Source organism: Tsukamurella sp. USMM236 (genome assembly GCF_037148755.1).
Taxonomy (GTDB): domain Bacteria; phylum Actinomycetota; class Actinomycetes; order Mycobacteriales; family Mycobacteriaceae; genus Tsukamurella.
In genome coordinates this window covers 165,088-183,286 of the sequence record NZ_JBBCSS010000005.1, presented here as the reverse complement: position 1 = coordinate 183,286, position 18,199 = coordinate 165,088, and the positions used below count along the sequence as shown (strand labels likewise).

Sequence of the window (18,199 nt, the reverse complement as noted above, 5' to 3'; positions counted from 1 at the left end):
GCTAGACCGCGTCGCCCGGCTTGACCTGCGGCCGCGGGATGCGCATGCGTCGCAGCTGCGTGGAGCGCATGAAGGCGTACCAGCCGAGGCGGAAACCCGTCTCGGTGGTGTCCGGCCAGCGCTCGCGGACGCGGTTGTTGACGCGGCGGCCGGTGAGGATGCCCTCGATCGCCATGACCGCGACCATGACCAGCAGGATGAGCATCGGGATGCCCGCGAGCTCCGGCCGGTTGACGGTGACGAACATGAAGACCATCACCGCGACCGCGAACGGGATGAACATGGTGGAGATGTGGCGCTTGGCGTCGACCAGATCGCGCACGTAGGCCTTGACGGGGCCCTTGTCGCGGACCGGCAGGTACCGCTCGTCGCCCTGCATCATGAGCTCGCGGCGCTCGTTGGCCTGCGTGCGACGATCCGCCGCGGCGGCCTTGCGCTCCTCCTTGCTCATGGAGTTGCGCAGCTCCTTCTTCCGCGCCCGGGCCTCGGCCCGCGTCATCGGCGCGGGAGCGACGGGGCCGCGCTTGCGGCCCTGCGCCTCGCGGCGGCTGGGCGTGGGGCGGCCCTTGCCCGCCGTCGGCGCGGGCTTGGCGAGCGGATCCGCAGCGGTCTCGTCGACGGTGTCGGCTGCCGCGGACTCCGCCGCCTCGGAGGTCGAATCGTCGGCCTTCTGCCAGGGGAGTTTCACGTCGTCCAGCCTATTCGATCCCACCGGGTGCGCGACGACGCGGGTGATGGTGACTCCCGGGAATGCGGGGCGGGGGAGTACCGTTGAACCAGACACCGACGTGCGTCTGTGAGGAGAACCTATGACTACTGCTGAGACCGAAACCACCGGTGTGGTGCTGACCGAGGCCGCTGCCTCGAAGGCGAAGGCGCTGCTGGACCAGGAGGGTCGTGACGACCTGGCGCTGCGCATCGAGGTGCAGCCCGGCGGATGCGCGGGCCTGCGGTACCAGCTGTACTTCGACGACCGGTCGCTCGACGGTGACGTGATGTCCGAGTTCGGCGGCGTCAAGCTGTCCGTCGACCGGATGAGCGTGCCGTTCCTGATCGGCGCGAAGATCGACTTCGTCGACTCGATCGAGAAGCAGGGTTTCACCATCGATAACCCGAACGCCACCGGCTCGTGCGCCTGCGGCGACTCGTTCAACTGACGCACGACTGACGCCCGCGAGGCGTCCGGAACCCTCTCGCGGTTAGGCTGACTGGATTCGTCCGTCGCCGACCACGGGAGGGTTTCGTCGTGTCGATCGCCGTTTCCGGTTCCATCGCCACCGATCATCTGATGCGTTTCGAGGGGAAGTTCTCCGAGCAGTTGCTCGCCGAACACCTCGCCCACGTCTCGTTGAGCTTCCTGGTGGAGGAGCTCGTGCTGCAACGCGGCGGCGTCGGCGCGAACATCAGCTTCGGCATGGCCCGGCTCGGCCGGCGGCCCGTACTCGTCGGCGCCGTGGGCGCCGATTTCGACGAGGGCTACCGCGCCTGGCTCGAGGACGCGGGCGTCGACACCCGCGCGGTCCGGGTCTCGCAGACCGCGCACACCGCGCGCTTCCAGTGCACCACCGACTCGGAGATGGCGCAGATCGCCTCCTTCTACTCGGGCGCGATGGCCGAGTCGCGGGAGATCGCGATCGCCGACGTGGCCGCCACCGTCGGCGAGCTCGACCTCGTGGTGATCGGTGCGAACGATCCCGCGGCCATGACCCTGCACAGCGCGCAGTGCCGCGAGGCGGGCATCCCCTTCGCGGCGGATCCGTCGCAGCAGCTCGCCCGCCTGAACGGCGAGGAGGCCCGCGACCTGGTCGAGGGCGCCAAGTTCCTGTTCACGAACGAGTACGAGTGGGGCCTGCTCCAGCAGAAGACCGGCGTGAGCGCGGAGCGGCTCACCGCGATGGTCGAGGTCCGCGTGACCACGCTCGCCGAGAAGGGCGCCGAGATCGTCGTCAACGGCGCGGACGGCGCCGTCGTGGAGCGCATTCACGTCGACGTGGTGCCCGATCGCGGCCGCGTCGACCCGACGGGCGTCGGCGACGCCTTCCGTGCGGGCTTCCTGGTGGGCCTCGACGCGGGCCTGAGCTACGAGCGCGCCGGCCAGCTCGGCTCGTACGTCGCGGTGAAGGTGCTCGAGACCGTGGGGCCGCAGGCGTGGGACTACGACGTCGAGGACGCCCGTGAGCGGCTGACCGAGGCGTACGGCGCCGACGTGGCCGCCGAGATCCTCGCTGCGCTGTAGGTCACAGTATCGATTACCCGCGAGTAACCTACGGTATCGTAGGTTCATGACGATCGCAGGTGTGCCCGAGGTCAAGCCGCGCCTGCGAGGCGTGATCCACCAGTTCGGGGCGCTCGGCGCCGCCGTCCTGGGGATCCCGCTCGTGATCGCGGGCTTCCGGGAGAGTCCGGCCGCCGGCCTCGCGCTGCTCGTGTACGCGATCACGGTGATCGGTGTGTTCGGGGTCAGTGCCGCCTACCACCGCGGGAAGTGGACCGATGCGCAGCGCATCTGGATGAAGCGCGCCGACCACTGCATGATCTTCGTCTTCATCGCCGGCAGCTACACGCCGATCGCCGTCCTCGCCCTGCCCTCCGGCGTCGCCCGGTGGGTGCTCGCCGTGGTCTGGGGCGGTGCTCTCGCCGGCGTCGCGCTCAAGCTGCTGTGGCCGCACGCGCCGCGCTGGGTGGGCGTGCCGCTGTACATCGCGCTCGGCTGGGTGGTCGTCGCCGTCGCCGGCGACCTGGTGCGCGGCGCCGGCTGGACCGCGTCGATCCTGCTCGCCGTCGGCGGCGTGCTCTACAGCGGGGGAGCGGTCCTCTACGCCACCCGCTGGCCGAATCCGTGGCCCGGCGTCTTCGGGCACCATGAGTTCTTCCACGCCGCCACCGTCGTCGCGGCGCTGTGTCATTACATCGCGATGTGGATTGTCCTCGCGGGCGCTTAGAATCTGTGCTCGCATTTCAAGGAGGCGCTGCCTACTATTCGTTCAATCCCTGACGGAGAAACGCTCGACCGGCCACAATGTAGGTGTGCAATTCGCGGGCGCCGATAGGGATCGATCCTTCCCCGCGTCGTTGTACTACGCTGAAGAACGCGTTCTGATACCGATCGCCTACGATTGCTCCACTCACAAGATATGGGATCATTTCGCTCGGTTGGCGAGGAATGTGGATTGCCAAGAATCCCGAATTTTCGTCCTTCTTGATGATATGGACTTGTAGGCCGCGAACAGCGGGAAAAACTCGTTCGTCGAGAACGTTTACGTACTGCTTCTCATTGAGCATATCGAGGGGGATCGGTCGGGCTCGATCGATTCGCAAATCGCCATCTCTCGCGGATTCAGAGAATCCGATGAGGAGAATGGACTCGGCCTCTCCGTTGACTAGACGTGCCACGTCTTCGGCGAGCTCCACCTTCTGGGCTATGCCCTCGTTTCCGGGAGCCTTGAGTCGGTACGGCGCCGACTTGACCTCTAGCCATTGACTCTCCTGTAGCCCCATTAGTAGCTCCTCATGGCCGGACCGCAGCCATGCGAGGATTGCGGATGGGCCGGGTGGCAGATTTCCATCCGTAACAGAAAGTAGCTCGGTCATGGCCTCTGCTGCCTGCACTAGATGAGCGATTGATTTGTCGCTCGCGCTTAGCTTCAGGAGAACCCCGACTGATCGAGTGCCGCCGTAGGACGTTGAGATGTCCTGTTTGAATCGAGCTCTCTCGACAGGGTCTGGGTCCTTGCTGTGGCGTCCGGAAGCGTCTTCCCAGGGGTATCCGAACTGACTGCCGTCGTACTCGAGGTAGGTGTTAATTCGAACGACTTCGACCCTGGTCCTCTCGGCTATTTCATGCAAGATTGAATCGAGGTCTAAGGGGGTTTTTGAGGCATCGGAGAGCTCGATCTCAATCACCGCTGCGAGGTGGTCGTCATTTATTGTTAGGTAATAGTTTTTGCTCCACGTCGCACCGGGGCGTGATGGCAGATATCCATCATTCTCAGCGATGAAAATGCGATCTGGTTCGTACTGAAATACTTCGGTCAGAGCGGTAACGAGCTGGTCGAGATCCGCACCAGCCAATGTGGATGAGTACGCCGCATACGGACAGTGCTTGTCGCGAGTGATCGAACCTTTGCCGACTACGTGCACCGTTGCACCGTAGTCACGCTCTACTCGCGTCCCCGCTGGATCGCGTAGGGCGTTGCCGCCGGAAATGTCGAAGTCTTCGTATCGAAGCACGACGACGTCGCCGGTCGTGCAAGAGTCGAGCTTTTCGTGCAACGGCGCTTCCTAAGCGTAAAAGAGGTGGGGCCTACAGGCGGACCGGGTAGACCGGCTCCTCGATGGCGGGGTGGATGCGGTCCTCGACGAAGATGCCGTGCCAGACCATGAACACCAGGACGGTCCAGATCCGGCGCGAGTGGTCGGTGCCGCCCGGCCAGCCCTCGGGGGCCTTGGCCTTGTGCTCGTCGAGCATGGCGAGCACCGCGCGCCGGTCGATCCACTCGTCGGTCTGCGACTCCTCGATGACGTTCCGGGCCCAGTCGTAGAGCTCCGGGCCGGCCAGCCAGTGCCGCAGCGGCACGGGGAAGCCCAGCTTCTTCCGGTGCAGCACGTGCGGCGGAATGATCTCCTCCAGCGCGCGGCGCAGCGCGTACTTCGACGTGCCGCCGGCCAGCTTGAGGTCGGCGGGCAGGGTCTCCGCGACGCGGAAGACCTCCTTGTCCAGGAAGGGCACGCGCAGCTCGAGCGAGTTGGCCATCGTCATCTTGTCGGCCTTGACCAGGATGTCGCCGCGGAGCCACGTGAACTGGTCCAGGTGCTGCATCCGCTCGACGGGGCCCCAGCCGCGGGTCTTGGCGTAGATGGGCGCGGTGACGTCGGTGTGCGTCCATTCCGGGCGGAAGTCGCGCAGCACGTAGTCCAGCTGGGCGTCGTTGAACGAGCGCGCGTTGCCGTAGTACCGCTCCTCGAGCGGCAGCGAGCCGCGCTGCAGCAGCGACTTGCCGCGCTTGCCCTCGGGCAACCGGTCGCCGATCCTCCCGGCGGTGCGGCGCGCCCACGCCGGCAGCTTGTCGAAGGGTGCGAGGGAGAGCGGCTCCTTGTAGATGGTGTAGCCACCGAACAGTTCGTCGGCGCCCTCGCCCGACAGCACGACCTTGACGTGCTTGCGGGCCTCGCGCGCGAGGTAGTAGAGGGGGACGAGCGACGGGTCGGCCACCGGATCGTCGAGGTACCAGACGATGGCCGGGATCGCGTCGCGGAACTCCTCGGGGGAGACGGTCTTGACCACGTGGCGGGCGCCGATCGCCTCGGCGGACTCGGCGGCGACGTCGACCTCGCTGTAGCCCTCGCGCTGGAAACCGGTGGTGATGGTGATCAGGTCGGGGTTGTGCTGGATCGCCAGCGCCGCGACGGCGGTCGAGTCGATGCCGCCGGAGAGGAAGGACCCGACGGTCACGTCGGCGCGCATATGCATCTTCACCGAGTCGCGCAGCGCATCGGCGATGTCGCGGTAGACGGCCTTCGCCTCGGCGGACTCCAGGCCGCCGGTGACGGGCTTCACGGGGAAGCGGGGCTCGAAGTAGCGCTGCCCGACGACCTCGCCGCCGGGGGAGAGGGTGGCGTAGCAGCCCGACTCGAGGCGGCGGATGCCCAGGTGCAGCGACTCGGGCTCGGGCACGTACTGGAGCACGGTGTAGTGCTGCACGGCGCGGGCGTCGAGGCCCGGCTTCAGGCCCGCCTCGTCGGCCAGCGCGAGCACGGACTTCTTCTCCGACGAGAAGACGGTGCCCTTCGAGCCGGTCGCGACGTACAGGGGCTTGATGCCGAACTGGTCGCGGGCGAGTGTCAGCTCCCGCTTCTCGGTGTCCCAGATCGCGAAGGCGAACATGCCGCGCAGCTCGGCGAGCACCCCGTCGATGCCCCAGTGGTGGAAGCCGGCGACGATCGGCTCGCCGTCGCCCTCGGTGCGGAACTCGGCGCCGAACTCGTCGGTCAGGCGCTGCCGCAGCTCGAGGTAGTTGTAGATCTCGCCGTTGAAGGTCAGCGCGTACCGGTCGGGGCTCTCGGGCGGGCCCCAGCGCAACGGCTGATGGGCGTGCTCGATGTCGATGAAGGCGAGGCGGTTGAAGCTCAGCGCCAGGTCGTCGTCGTGCCACGACCCGCCGAACTCGTCGGGGCCGCGGTGCCGCATGCACCGGCCGGCGGCGGTCACCGCGTCGACGACGTCGCCCGCGTGTCGATCGGCGGACAGGAATCCCAGGAGGCCACACACGGTTGACCAGTATGCCGGAACGGGGCCCCGCACCCGGAACGACGCAGGCCCGTGCGCCGGGCACGCGAAACGACGCGCCATTTGCCGACCCCGCAACGTGTACCCCGTCCCGTTGGTCTACGCTGCGTAGTACAAGGGGAACGTGCAGCCCCGGCCGTGAGTTCCCGGACTGGGAGACGGTCCGGAACGGGCCCCGTAGCACTGACCGTGTTTCAGCAGGAAGGCGCGACATTGGCACCCGGAAGTAACGCCCACGGTGGGGCCGCGTCCTGGCGTAAGCGCCTGGTTCTGGCCGCCGGGCTCGTCGCTGGCATGTTCGCTCTGGCGGGCTGCTCGGCCGACGAGGTGATGCGTTTCGGTTGGCCCGAGGGTGTTACCCCCGAGGCCCGTGACATGACTGAGCTGTGGAGCTGGTCCGTCGTCGCCGCCCTCATCATGGGTGTGCTCGTCTGGGCCCTCACGTTCTGGACCATCACGTTCCACCGGCGCAAGGCGGACTCGCCCGATTTCCCCCGGCAGACCGCGTACAACGTGCCGCTGGAGCTGCTGTACACCGCGATCCCGTTCCTCATCATCGCCGTCCTCTTCTACTTCACCGTGGTCGTGCAGACCAAGGTCGAGAAGATCGAGGACAACCCGGGCGTGACCGTCGACGTCACCGCCTTCCAGTGGAACTGGCGCTTCGCGTACCGCGAGGTCACCCTCGACGGCACCAAGATCAAGCTCGAGCGGGAGAACCCGTACGGCAAGCAGCCCGACATCGCGAAGCTCAACGAAGAAGCCGAGAAGATGAAGGAGCACGGGCACGTCGAGGCGCAGCCCGAGCGCGGCCCCAACCACGGCCGCTTCCAGGAGATCCGCGACTACCTGAAGTTCAGCACCGTCGAGGTGCAGGGCTCGTCCGCCGAGATCCCCGTCCTGGTGCTGCCGACCGACACCCGCATCCAGTTCGACCTGGCCTCGGCCGACGTCGTCCACTCCTTCTACGTCCCGCAGTTCGCCTTCAAGCGCGACGTGATGCCGAACCCGGTGCAGAACCACACTCAGAACAAGTTCCAGGTGTCCAGCATCGACCGGCCCGGCGCCTTCGTCGGCCGTTGCGCCGAGATGTGCGGCGACTACCACTCCATGATGAACTTCGAGATCCGCGCCGTGACGCCGGAGAACTTCAAGAAGTACATCGAGGCGCGTCAGGGCGGCAAGGACAACGTCGCCGCGCTGGAGTCGATCGGCGAGGTGGGCGTCTCCACGAGCACGTTCCCGTTCGACACCCGCCGCACCGGCCGCACCCCGTCGGGCAACAGCACCGCGCCCGTCAACGCAGAAGGAGCGAACTGACCCATGAAGGTCGAAGCGAAACTCTTCGAGTTCCTCACCGCGTTCTTCTTCCTCGCGGGCATCCTCTACACCGTCGCGACCGCGATCTGGGGCCCGGGCTACGGCTACGGCGCCGTGGAGTGGGTCGGCGTGACCGGCATGTTCCTCACCGGCGGCCTGACGCTGATCATCGGCACGTACTTCCGGTTCGTGTCCAACCGCGTCGACACCCGCCCCGAGGACTACGAGGACGCCGAGGTGTCCGACGGTGCCGGCGAGCTGGGCTTCTTCAGCCCGCACTCGTGGTGGCCCATCCTGCTCTCGGCCTCGGTCGCCGTGGTCGGCATCTCCGTCGCCCTCCAGCTCTACTGGCTCTGGTTCTTCGGCGGCCTGCTCGTCGTGGGCGCCGCGTGGGGCCTCGTCTTCGAGTACCACAAGGGTCCCGAGAAGCACTAGGACACGTTCTTTCAGCGACGCCCGCACCGGAGTTCACCGGGGCGGGCGTCGTTCTTTCGTCCACGTTCACCGCGGCGCCGCCCGCGGGTCGTCTCGGCCTGATTGCATGCACCCATGACGCAGGCCAGAGCCGGGCTGTCCGTACGCAAGCTCACCGCCGACGAGGTGCGCGGCCGGGGCGGCACCGTCGCTCCGCCGAAGACCAAGCTCGACTTCGCGGAGGCGGAGCCCGAGGCGTACGGCGACGGGGCCTACGGCACCGTCGGGCACACCGGCGTCGTCCACGCTCCCGAGCGCGCCTACCTGGCCGTGGACACGGTCGGCAGCCCCCGCACCTCGGAGGACTTCCGCCTGGCCGCGGAGGCCCTCTACGCGGCCGCGTACGGCGTCAAGGTGCGCAACAAGGCCCTCTACCGCCGCGGCACCCCCGGCGCCGACGACGCGGTCCGCAGCGACTTCCGGATGCCCCCGCTCGAGCGGCTCCGCGGCGACGTGGCGCCGCAGGACACCGGCGCGGCCCGCTGGACGCTGCTGCTGCGCCGACCCGCGTGGATCGACGAGGCCGAGGTGGGCGACGTGCTCGAACAGCTCGAGGTCAGCAAGGGGCTCAGTCTCGCCCGCGTGCACTGCCTGGACCTGCCGGCATCGTCGTACCTGCAGACCCGCGTCGACGGCCGGTGGTCGGCCGCCCTGACGCCCACCGCGAAGGCCTTCGCCGTGCAGCTGCGCGAGCGGGGCCTCACCGCCGTCGACGGTGCCTGGCACGAGGTCTGCCTCGGCGAGCCCGGCGCCCCGGTGGGGGAGAACAGCTACCTGCTGCGCCTGCGCCTGGCCTGAGTCAGCGGCGCTCGTCGCCGCGGGCGCGCGCCCACGTCACGTCGTCCCGGTTGCGCCGCTCCCGCGCGACCCCGGCGACCGTGCCCGGCGCGTGCGCCGCGACCCCGAAGGCCGTCATCGACGTCACCTCCCACTCCCGCGGCACCCCGAACTCGGCGGCGACGGCGTCGCGGTCGAACGCCCGGAACTGGTGTGCGTCGAAGCCGATGGAGAGGGCCTGCAGCGTCATGTGCGCCACGGCCTGGCCGAGGTCGTAGTGGGCGAACTCCGAGTACTCCCAGTCGGTGTCCTCGACGAGGACCCGGGCCAGGTTCACGACGATCGCGGAGGCGTCGGGCGCCCAGCGTGCCGAGCTCCCCGCGAGGTGCCGGACGATCCGTGCGTGCACGCCGTCGCCGCGGCGCCCCACGACGAACGCCCAGGGCTGCGAGTTCCCGGCCGAGGGTGCGAGGCGGCCGGCATCGAGGATCGTGTCGAGCGCGGCGTCGCCGATCTCCGCGTCGGCGTCGAACGCCATCGGGCTGTGGCGGCGCAGAACGGCGGGATGGACCTCCGGGACGACCGGGACCTCGCAGGTGCTCACGGCGTCCATTGTGGCGGACCGTCGGACCCCGGAAACGACTGCGGCCCCTCCCCGGGTGGGGGAGGGGCCGCAGTGGCGTTGTCAGGACCTACTCGACGTCGAGCTTGCCGCCGTTGTCCTGGACCTTCTTGAGGGCCTCGAGCGCCTTGACCTCGTTCGCGTGATCGCGTGCGGCGTTGTCGCGCTGCTCGTCGGCCGAGTCGGCCCGCAGGAACGAGCCCGTGCCGGGCTGGCCGGCGGCGCCGAGCTGGTTGGCCTTGGTCGGGACGACCGCGCCCTCGTAGGGGAGCGGCACGGCGTGGCCGTGGTCGTCGACGGGGCCGAGCGGCTGGTGGAGCTCGATGAACTCACCGTTCGGGCGGCGCACGATGACGCCGGTCTCGATGCCGTGCTCCAGAACCGCGCGGTCGGCGCGCTGCAGGCCGATGCAGAACCGGTAGGTCAGCCAGTAGGCGACCGGCGGTGCCACGACCAGGCCGATGCGGCCGATCCACGTCATCGCGTTGAGCGAGATGTGGAACTTGAGCGCGATGACGTCGTTCACGCAGGAGAGCGTGAGCACGATGTAGAACGCGAGCGCCATGGCGCCGATCGCGGTGCGCACCGGCACGTCGCGGGGACGCTGCAGGATGTTGTGGTGCGCATCGTCGCCGGTGAGCTTCTTCTCGATCCACGGGTAGCCGATCATCAGGCCGATGATGACGCCGATGATGATCGCCACGAACGCGGCGCCCGGAACCGTGTGGCCCCAGATGTAGAGCTCCCACGCCGGCCACAGACGGGCCAGGCCGTCCGTCCACATCATGTAGACGTCGGGCTGCACGCCCGCGGAGACCTTCGCCGGGTCGTACGGGCCGATCGTCCACACCGGGTTGATCGTGAAGATGCCCGCCATGAGGGCGATGATGCCGAAGGTGGCGGCGAAGTAGGCGCCGGTCTTGACCGCGAAGACGGGGAGGATGCGGACACCCACCACGTTCTCCTCGGTGCGGCCGGGGCCCGCGAACTGGGTGTGCTTCTGGTACCAGACGAGGGCGAGGTGGCCCGCGATCAGCGCCAGGATGATGCCCGGGAACAGCAGGATGTGCAGCACGTACAGGCGCGGGATCAGCAGCTCGCCGGGGAAGTCCCCGCCGAACAGGGCCCAGTGGACCCAGGTGCCGACCACGGGGAGGCCGACGACGATGCCCGACATGGCGGCGCGGACGCCGGTGCCCGAGAGCAGGTCGTCCGGGATCGAATAGCCGAAGAAGCCCTCGAACATCGCGAGCAGCAGCAGCGCGCAGCCGATGACCCAGTTGGCCTCACGCGGGCGACGGAACGCGCCGGTGAAGAAGATGCGGGCCATGTGGATGATGATCGACGCGGCAAACATCAGGGCGGCCCAGTGGTGGATCTGGCGGACGAACAGGCCGCCGCGCACCTCGAACGAGATGTCCAGGGTGGTGGCGTAGGCGCGCGACATCGCGACGCCGTGCAGCGGCTCGTAGGCGCCCTCGTAGTGGACCTCCGACAGCGACGGGTCGAAGAACAGGGTGAGGTACACGCCCGACAGCAGCAGGATCACGAAGCTGTACAGCGCGATCTCGCCCAGCATGAACGACCAGTGCGTGGGGAAGACCTTGTTGATCTGGCGACGGATCCCGGGCGCGAAGTGGTACCGCGAATCCAGATCGTTGGCCTGGTGGCCGATCCGATCTCCGAGTGTGGTCATCAGTGCGTCGCCTCCCAGAAGGCCGGTCCGACCTGTTCGATGAAGTCGCCGTTGGCGACCATGTAACCCTGCTCGTTGACCGAGATCGGCAGCTGCGCGAGGGCACGGGCGGCGGGACCGAAGACCGGCTTGCCGTACTCGAGCGCGTTGAACTGCGACTGGTGGCAGGGGCAGAGGATGCGGTTGGTCTGCTGCTCGTACAGCGAGGTGGGGCAGCCGAAGTGGCTGCAGACCTTGGTGTAGGCCCAGTAGTCGCCGTAGTTGAAGCTCTCCTGGCCCTCACGCTTGATCGCGCGCACGGCGTCCTCGGGACGCAGGCGGATCAGCATGACGGGGTTGCGGATGCCCTTGAGGCCGTGGAGCAGCTTGAGCCGCGACTCCTCGGTCTCGCCGAAGCCGTCCGAGACGCGCCACGGGAAGACCGTCATCATGCCGCCGGCGTCGAGGTCCTCGGCGCGCACCAGCTTGACCTTGTAGGGGTCGCCCACGTCGTTGCGCAGGAACACGGCCTCGTGGTTGAGGTCGCTCGAGAAGTCGTTCTCGAGCGAGTTCCAGTAGGGGGACCAGCCGGTGTGCCACAGGGGCGATGCCTCGCGCTTGGCCCACGGGTTCTTCACCAGGCCGCCGATGAAGCCGGCCGCGGCACCGAGGCCGAGGACGCCGACACCGAATCCGGCCGAGGCCATGATCATCTTGCGGCGGGGGAGCGTGGAGGTCTCCAGCGCGTCCTTGAACAGCGCGGCCGTGGTGGCCTTGTCGACCTTGGACGAGCCGCCGGCATCGTGCCGCTGCTGGACCGCGATCTCCTCGGGGATGAACTTCTTGGTGAACTGCACGGTGCCCGCGAAGACGCAGAGCAGCGACAGCCCGAAGGTGATGCCCAGCATCGGGGTGTACAGCGTGTACCACCAGTAGTGGGCGTCATCGATGCCCTGGTACTTCCACGGCCAGAACAGGAAGACTCCGAGCAGCGCCGCGCCGAAGACGCCGGCCAGGGCGAACCACAGGGCGACGGTGCGCTCGGCGCGCTTCTCGGCGCGGGTGCCGGGGACGGGCCAGCGGGGCTCGCGGTAGACCAGCTCGACGCCGTCGAGGTTGGTACCGAGCTTCACCAGCTCTTCGTGGGACAGGTTGTCCAGTTCGTCGTCCGACGGGACGTTGTTCAACGGCTTGGCGGTCAATTCCTGCTCCCAACCCACATCGCGGCGCCGACGACGGCGATCATCCCGGTTACCCACATCACCATGCCCTCGGACGCGGTACCGAAACCGCCGAGGCCGTGGCCGCCGGGGGACTGGGTCTCGCCGACGTTCTTGATGAAGCCGATGATGTTCTTCTTCTCTTCAGGCGACAGTGCACGGTCCGAGAACTTGGGCATGTTCTGCGGGCCGGTCAGCATCGCGGCGTAGATCTCCTGCTCGTTCGCGGGATCCAGCGGCGGCGCGAACTTGCCACCGGACAGGGCGCCGCCCCGGCCGGTGAAGTTGTGGCACGAGGCGCAGTTGAGGCGGAAGAGCTCGGCGCCGGCGCCGAGGTTCTTGCCGCGCAGCGACTCCTGCGCGATGACGCGGTTACCGTTCTCGTCGCGCTTGATCGAGCCGTCCGGGTTGTACTCCCACACGATCGACGGTCCGCCGCCGATCGACTGGATGTACGCGCCCATGGCGTCGATCTGCTTCGCGTCGAACTTGGCGGGCTTGCGCACGATCTGCGCCGAGTTGACGGTCGCGGGCATGCGGCCCGAGTGCACCTGGAAGTACACGGCCGAATCGCCGACGCCGACGAGGCTCGGGCCGCGGTCCTTCACGCCCTCGAGGCTGGCGCCGTGGCAGCTGATGCACGAGGTCTCGTACAGGCGCTTGCCGTTCTCGACCTGCGCGGCGTCGAAGTCGTCGGCGATCGCGACCTGCGGGGTGGGGCTGGCGATCGTGGCGACACCGCCCGCGGCGAGGAGGCCGCCGACCAGCAGCGCCGCGCTCGCGAACTTGCGGCGGAGCTTGCGCTGCTTCCGGGCCTTCTGTGCCGAGGCGACGGACGCGCGCCCGGCACCGTCGGGCTCGCCTCCCTCGCCGGCGGGCTCAAAGTTGGCTGAACTCATCTGCTATCCCTCTGTGATGGCGACTGAGATAAACGTCTTTAGCGAATGATGTAAATGACGGCGAAGAGGCCGATCCACACCACGTCGACGAAGTGCCAGTAGTAGCTGACGACGATCGCCGAAGTCGCCTGGGCGGGCGTGAACTTCGAGGCGCGGCTGCGGGCCAGGATGAAGATGAAGGCCACGAGGCCGCCCATCACGTGCAGGCCGTGGAAGCCGGTGGCCATGTAGAACACCGAGCCGTAGACCGAGGAGCTGAGCGTGAGGCCCTCGCCGATCAGGGTCTTGTACTCGTTGAGCTGGCCCGCGACGAACGCGGCACCCATCAGCAGCGAGATCAGGTACCAGATGCGGAACTTGAAGACGTCGCCCTTCTCCGCGGCGAAGACGCCCAGCTGGCAGGTGACCGACGAGGCGATCAGCACGATGGTCGGCGGCAGCGCCGCGGCCAGGCTGATGTTCGTGTCGGCGGGGGGCCATCCGTTCTCCCCAGCTCCGGCCCGCGCCACGAAGTACATGGCGAAGAGCCCGGCGAAGAACATGAGCTCGCTCGACAGCCAGACGATGGTCCCGACGCTGACCATGTTGGGCCGGTTGAGTGAGTGCACGCGCTGGGTGATGGCTGTAGCTGAGGTCGGTGCGGCGCTAGTCACTCCGCAAGTATGACCGGTCGTAGTATCGAATGCCTACCCGGGTCGCAGATTGGGCGCGTCGAATATCGCGGGCAGGTTCAGGACCTCCCGCACGATGACTCGAAACGCCACGTCAACGGCCTGATCGGCACCGGCAGATAAGGCATACCTTGCCCTACGACCTCAATGGCAGACCCGAGGAGCGGACCCGTCTGGGCCGCCTTCTCGGACGCCTGTCCACGCGCACCGTCGAGGAGTTAACGCCCGGCGACCCCGGTTTGGTTCCCGTGGCCGAATCGGACGACGACGCGGCCGCCTCGTCGTCGGTCCTCGACGCCTCCGCGGGCTTCGATCCGGAGGCGCAGAGCGTGCTGCGGCACGTGCTCGAGATCCCGGGCGACGAGGTCGATGAGGTACTGCGGCTCGTCGGGCAGGACCGGTACGAGCGGGTCCCGGCCGACGGTGCGCCGGACCTCCCCGGGATGGAGACCGTCGCCGTCGCGCGGGTGCAGAAGGTCGATGCTCTGCACGTCTCGCAGGAGCGCTCGCGGATGGCGGGCGTCACCGCGCGGCACGGCGGGCGGGCCGTGCTGTGGCAGGTGCTCCAGATACCGGGTTGACCGCCCCGATTACAGTTGCGGCCATGGATTGGCCGACGGTTCTCACCGAGCTCACCTCCCAGCGCGACCTCAGCGCGGAGCAGGCGCGGTGGGCGATGTCCGAGATCATGAGCGACGGGGCGACCCCGTCGCAGATCTCCGCGTTCGGCGTCGCCATGAAGATGAAGGGACCGTCGCCCGTCGAGGTGCGGGCGCTGGCCGACGTGATGCTCTCTCTCACCACCCCGGTGCCCTTCGACGCCCGCGCCGTCGACATCGTCGGCACCGGCGGCGACCGCTCGCACTCGGTGAACATCTCCACCATGAGCTCGATCGTCGTGGCGGCCGCGGGCGTGCCCGTGCTCAAGCACGGCAACCGGGCAGCGTCGTCGAAGTCGGGCGGCGCGGACTGCCTCGAGGCGCTGGGCGTCGCGATCGGGCTGAACGCCGACGGTGTCGCGCGCACCACGACCGAGCTGGGCATCGGTTTCTGCCTCGCCTCCGTCTTCCACTCGGGCCTGCGCTTCGCCGGCGCGACCCGCAAGGAGATCGGCATCCCGACCGTCTTCAACGTGCTCGGCCCGCTGACCAACCCTGGCCGCCCCTCCGCCGGCCTCATCGGCTGCGCCTTCGCCGATCTGGCGCCCGTCGTGGCCCAGGCCTTCGCCGACCGCGGCGGCCAGGACCACGTGATCGTCGTCCGCGGCGACGACGGCCTCGACGAGCTGACCACCACCTCGACCTCCACCGTCTGGCGCGTGCAGGAGGACGGGGTGGGCGTCGAATCCGTCGACCCCCGCGAGCTCGGGCTGGCCCGGGTCGCGATGGAGGACCTGCGGGGCGGCGACGCGTCCGTCAACGCCGCGATCGCCCGGAGTTTCCTCGCCGGCGAGACCGGCCCGGTCCGTGACGCGGTGCTGCTCAATTCGGCGGGCGCCGTCGCCGCGTACGAGGGGCTGACCGCGGGGGAGTCCGTGCAGGACTCGATCGCGGCGCACCTGCCGCGGGTCGCCGAGGCCGTCGACTCGGGTGCTGCCGCCGCGCTGCTCGACCGCTGGGTCGCGCTGTCGCAGGAGATCGCGGGCGCGTGAGCGAGTCGGGACTGGACCGGATGCGCGCGGACGCCGCAGCCCGGGGCCTGACGGTGACCGTCCGCGAGCGTCCCGCCGCGCGCAGCCTGGAGGAGGCGGCCGCGTTGATGGACCTGCCGCCGTCGCAGCTGGTGAAGTCGCTCGTCGTGCGCCGTGGCGAGGGGGCCTACCTGTTCGCGCTGGTCCCCGGCGATCGGTCGATCGCCTGGCCCAAGCTTCGCGCAGTGGTCGGCGTGAACCGGCTCGCGATGCCGCCGGCCGACGAGGCGCTCGAGGCCACGGGGTACGAGCGCGGCACGATCACGCCCGTCGGGGCGCGCGGCGACTGGCCGGTGTACGTCGACGAGCGGATCGCCGGCGCGACGGTGGCGCTCGGCGCCGGCGCGCACGGACACAGCGCGATCGTCGACGCGGACGCGCTGATCGCGGCGTACGGCGCGACCGTCGCGGACATCTCCGACTAGACGCGCGAACACAACGCACAAAATTCCATTCCGCGGAATTCAGCGTTCCACGCGCCTAATCTTGACGGCGTGAGTAAGCGCACCGTCTCCCCGCAGATCGCCCGTTCCTGGCTGCTCGTCCCGGCCTCCCATCCCGAGTCCTTCGCGGTCGCGCAGGCCAGCGAGGCCGACGCCGTGATCATCGACCTCGAGGACGCCGTCGCCGCGAAGGACAAGGAGCAGGCGCGGGCGGACACCGTCGAGTGGCTGTCGACCGGCCACCGCGCGTGGGTGCGCATCAACGACGCGGCGAGCGAGTACTGGAGCGCCGACTGCGCCGCGCTCAAGCAGTGCGCAGGACTCGAGGGCGTGATGCTCGCGAAGTCCGAGGGGTCGAGCCACCTCGACGACACCGCGGACCGTCTCCCCGACGGCACGCCGATCCTCGCGCTCGTCGAGACCGCCCGCGGGATGCAGAACGTCGCGCGGATCGCCTCTGCGCCGTCGACCTTCCGGATCGCCTTCGGCACGGGCGATTTCAAGCGGGACACCGCGGTCGGCGAGGATCCGATCGCCCTGGCCTACGCACGCTCGCAGCTGGTCATCGCGTCGCGAGCGGCCCGCCTGCCCGCGCCCATCGACGGGCCGACCCTGAACATCGCGCACCTGCCCACCGGGACCGCCCTGGCGAAGGAGATGGGCATGTCCGGGAAGCTGTGCCTCACGCCGGAGCACGCCGGCGTCATCAACAGCGGCCTCAGCCCGAGCGAGTCCGAGGTGGCGTGGGCGCACGGCTTCATCGACGCCTTCGAGAAGTCGGGCGGCAAGATCACCGACGGCTCCGACCTCCCGCGCCTGGCACGCGCTCAGAAGATCGTGCAGCAGGCCGTCGACTTCGGCATCGAGGTCGAGGCGGCGGAGGTCAGCCACAGCGGCTACTGAGCGCGAGGCCTACTCTCGGGGGCATGGGGCTGTTCGGGAGGAAGAAGTCGGTCGAGGACCAGCCGGATCCGCACCTCTACCTGATGACGATCCGGGATGCTGACCGATTGCGGTCGCTCACGCGGACCGTGCTGGCGGAGAACGGGTTCGAGGCGGAGGTCCGCGGCGATCACGTGCTGACCGCGGATGGTCGCACGTTCGGGCTCGACAATCTCATGCGCAAGGTCCGCGGTGTGGGGCCCGCCGAGTGGGACGGAGTCGTCCGCGAGCACTTCAGCACGATGCTCCGACCGGCGGACGAGGGGCCGGACGAGGCGCAGATGCGCGAACGGATCATCGCGCGGCTGTGGGACGTGACCGCGACGGACGGTCGGATGAGCTTCGACTACGCCCTCGAATGGCAGTCCGGCGTGGCCGAGGTGCTCGCCATCGACTACCCGGACCGGGTCAGCATCCTCAGCGACGGCTCCGTGCGGGAGATGGCGCCGCTCGGGCCGTGGTACGACCGCGCGCGGCGCAACCTGTGGCGCGAGCTCACCGAGACGGCGGAGATCCGGGTCGAGACCGTGGAGCACGACGGGCACCGATTCCTGTGCGCTCTCAGCGATTCCGTGTACACGGCCAGTGGCGCATTGCTCCTGGCTGAACTGCTCCCGCGGTGGGTGCCGGGCATCGACATGAGCAGTGGCGTGCTGTTCGCTGTGCCCTTCCGCAACCAGCTGGCGTTCGCGGCCTGCTCGAACGCGGAGGCCGCGCTCGGCGGCCTCATGCTGTTGCCGGTGTTCGCCGCCAACGGCTACTCCGACGGGGTGGGCCCGGTGTCGCCGAACGTGTACTACTGGCGCGACGGCACGGTGACGCAGATCAGCAGCATCGCCGATGACGCCCTGAACGTGACGCCGCCGCCGGAGCTGCTGGAGATCATCAACGGCGGCTGAGGCTCAGTTCCCGATGTCGAAGCCCGCGTCGACGTCGGCCGAGGCGTACTCGCGGAAGGCGATGTGGGTGGAGGTGCTCGCGACGCCGTCGATGCGGTTGATCTTCTCCGTGACCACCTCGGCGATCTGGTCGTGCTCGCGCACGCGGACCTTCGCGATGAGGTCGATGTCGCCGGCGCACGAGTACACCTCGGTGACGCCCTCGATGTTCGCGACGGCCTGCGCGGTCTCGGGGATGCGGTGCACGTCGGCGTTGATGAGGACGATCGCGGTGATCACTG

At 68.6% G+C, this 18,199-nt stretch carries 20 protein-coding genes; 11 read left to right on the top strand and 9 right to left on the bottom strand.

All coding sequences use genetic code 11. The features are described from left to right. Position 1: 1 nt before the first annotated feature. A complete protein-coding gene (locus WFK95_RS17680; protein WP_336671409.1) occupies positions 2–688 on the bottom strand; it encodes a DUF3043 domain-containing protein in 687 nt (228 codons plus the stop codon). 121 nt (positions 689–809) lie between these two features. Here WFK95_RS17680 and WFK95_RS17675 point away from each other — a divergent pair, with 121 nt between their 5' ends. From WFK95_RS17675 to trhA, 3 genes are all read left to right on the top strand, one after another. Continuing rightward, complete coding sequence (locus WFK95_RS17675; protein ID WP_336671408.1) at positions 810–1,157, top strand: HesB/IscA family protein; 348 nt, start codon at positions 810–812, stop codon at positions 1,155–1,157. 89 nt (positions 1,158–1,246) lie between these two features. Beyond that, on the top strand, positions 1,247–2,236 hold the full coding sequence (locus tag WFK95_RS17670; RefSeq protein WP_336671407.1) for a carbohydrate kinase family protein: 990 nt from the start codon (positions 1,247–1,249) through the stop codon (positions 2,234–2,236). A 46-nt stretch (positions 2,237–2,282) separates the two neighbouring features. Continuing rightward, positions 2,283–2,942: a PAQR family membrane homeostasis protein TrhA gene (gene trhA, locus WFK95_RS17665; RefSeq protein ID WP_336671406.1), complete on the top strand. Its 660-nt coding sequence runs from the start codon at positions 2,283–2,285 to the stop codon at positions 2,940–2,942. Between the two features lie 34 nt (positions 2,943–2,976). On the opposite strand, the gene WFK95_RS17660 is transcribed toward trhA, so the two are convergent. Both WFK95_RS17660 and asnB read right to left on the bottom strand, forming a co-directional pair. Further along, positions 2,977–4,272, bottom strand: coding sequence for a hypothetical protein (locus WFK95_RS17660; protein WP_336671405.1), 1,296 nt, complete (start codon positions 4,270–4,272; stop codon positions 2,977–2,979). 31 nt (positions 4,273–4,303) lie between these two features. Beyond that, entirely contained in the window at positions 4,304–6,268 is a 1,965-nt protein-coding gene (gene asnB / locus WFK95_RS17655; RefSeq protein ID WP_336671404.1) for an asparagine synthase (glutamine-hydrolyzing), read from the bottom strand. Positions 6,269–6,475: 207 nt separating this feature from the next. Between asnB and ctaC the strand changes: the two genes are divergently transcribed. The 3 genes from ctaC to WFK95_RS17640 all read left to right on the top strand — a co-directional run bounded on the left by ctaC (position 6,476) and on the right by WFK95_RS17640 (position 8,878). Next, complete coding sequence (gene ctaC / locus WFK95_RS17650; RefSeq protein ID WP_443081569.1) at positions 6,476–7,606, top strand: aa3-type cytochrome oxidase subunit II; 1,131 nt, start codon at positions 6,476–6,478, stop codon at positions 7,604–7,606. Between the two features lie 3 nt (positions 7,607–7,609). Next, positions 7,610–8,041 carry a cytochrome c oxidase subunit 4 gene (locus WFK95_RS17645; RefSeq protein WP_068521058.1) on the top strand — a complete coding sequence of 144 codons (432 nt, stop codon included), beginning with the start codon at positions 7,610–7,612 and terminating at the stop codon, positions 8,039–8,041. Between the two features lie 114 nt (positions 8,042–8,155). Beyond that, positions 8,156–8,878: a hypothetical protein gene (locus tag WFK95_RS17640; protein ID WP_336671402.1), complete on the top strand. Its 723-nt coding sequence runs from the start codon at positions 8,156–8,158 to the stop codon at positions 8,876–8,878. A 1-nt stretch (position 8,879) separates the two neighbouring features. Here the strand turns inward: WFK95_RS17640 and WFK95_RS17635 are convergent, their stop codons facing one another. The 5 genes from WFK95_RS17635 to ctaE form a co-directional block, all read right to left on the bottom strand. Further along, positions 8,880–9,470 (bottom strand): nitroreductase family protein, encoded by a 591-nt coding sequence (locus tag WFK95_RS17635; RefSeq protein WP_443081568.1) that lies wholly within the window; start codon positions 9,468–9,470, stop codon positions 8,880–8,882. Positions 9,471–9,549: 79 nt separating this feature from the next. Then, positions 9,550–11,175 (bottom strand): cytochrome bc1 complex cytochrome b subunit, encoded by a 1,626-nt coding sequence (gene qcrB / locus WFK95_RS17630; protein WP_336671400.1) that lies wholly within the window; start codon positions 11,173–11,175, stop codon positions 9,550–9,552. After that, complete coding sequence (qcrA, locus tag WFK95_RS17625) at positions 11,175–12,356, bottom strand: cytochrome bc1 complex Rieske iron-sulfur subunit (protein ID WP_336671399.1); 1,182 nt, start codon at positions 12,354–12,356, stop codon at positions 11,175–11,177. The genes qcrB and qcrA overlap by 1 nt, the downstream gene beginning before the upstream one ends. After that, positions 12,353–13,273: a cytochrome bc1 complex diheme cytochrome c subunit gene (gene qcrC, locus WFK95_RS17620; RefSeq protein WP_336671398.1), complete on the bottom strand. Its 921-nt coding sequence runs from the start codon at positions 13,271–13,273 to the stop codon at positions 12,353–12,355. The genes qcrA and qcrC overlap by 4 nt, the downstream gene beginning before the upstream one ends. A gap of 38 nt (positions 13,274–13,311) precedes the next feature. Beyond that, positions 13,312–13,926, bottom strand: a complete 615-nt coding sequence (gene ctaE / locus WFK95_RS17615) for an aa3-type cytochrome oxidase subunit III (RefSeq protein ID WP_336671397.1) — start codon at positions 13,924–13,926, stop codon at positions 13,312–13,314. 266 nt (positions 13,927–14,192) lie between these two features. Between ctaE and WFK95_RS17610 the strand changes: the two genes are divergently transcribed. The 5 genes from WFK95_RS17610 (at position 14,193) to WFK95_RS17590 (ending at position 17,918) form a co-directional block, all read left to right on the top strand. Next, on the top strand, positions 14,193–14,525 hold the full coding sequence (locus WFK95_RS17610) for a hypothetical protein (protein WP_336671396.1): 333 nt from the start codon (positions 14,193–14,195) through the stop codon (positions 14,523–14,525). 23 nt (positions 14,526–14,548) lie between these two features. Then, positions 14,549–15,595, top strand: a complete 1,047-nt coding sequence (trpD, locus tag WFK95_RS17605; protein WP_336671395.1) for an anthranilate phosphoribosyltransferase — start codon at positions 14,549–14,551, stop codon at positions 15,593–15,595. Further along, on the top strand, positions 15,592–16,059 hold the full coding sequence (locus tag WFK95_RS17600; RefSeq protein WP_336671394.1) for an aminoacyl-tRNA deacylase: 468 nt from the start codon (positions 15,592–15,594) through the stop codon (positions 16,057–16,059). Before trpD ends, WFK95_RS17600 begins: the two co-directional genes overlap by 4 nt. A gap of 69 nt (positions 16,060–16,128) precedes the next feature. Then, positions 16,129–16,980, top strand: a complete 852-nt coding sequence (locus WFK95_RS17595; RefSeq protein WP_068521038.1) for an HpcH/HpaI aldolase/citrate lyase family protein — start codon at positions 16,129–16,131, stop codon at positions 16,978–16,980. A gap of 23 nt (positions 16,981–17,003) precedes the next feature. After that, the gene (locus WFK95_RS17590; protein ID WP_336671393.1) at positions 17,004–17,918 is read left to right on the top strand and encodes a hypothetical protein; all 915 of its coding nucleotides are present in this window, start codon (positions 17,004–17,006) and stop codon (positions 17,916–17,918) included. Positions 17,919–17,921: 3 nt separating this feature from the next. On the opposite strand, the gene WFK95_RS17585 is transcribed toward WFK95_RS17590, so the two are convergent. Continuing rightward, positions 17,922–18,197 carry an Lrp/AsnC family transcriptional regulator gene (locus tag WFK95_RS17585; RefSeq protein ID WP_068521033.1) on the bottom strand — a complete coding sequence of 92 codons (276 nt, stop codon included), beginning with the start codon at positions 18,195–18,197 and terminating at the stop codon, positions 17,922–17,924. Between the last annotated feature and the right edge of the window lie 2 nt (positions 18,198–18,199).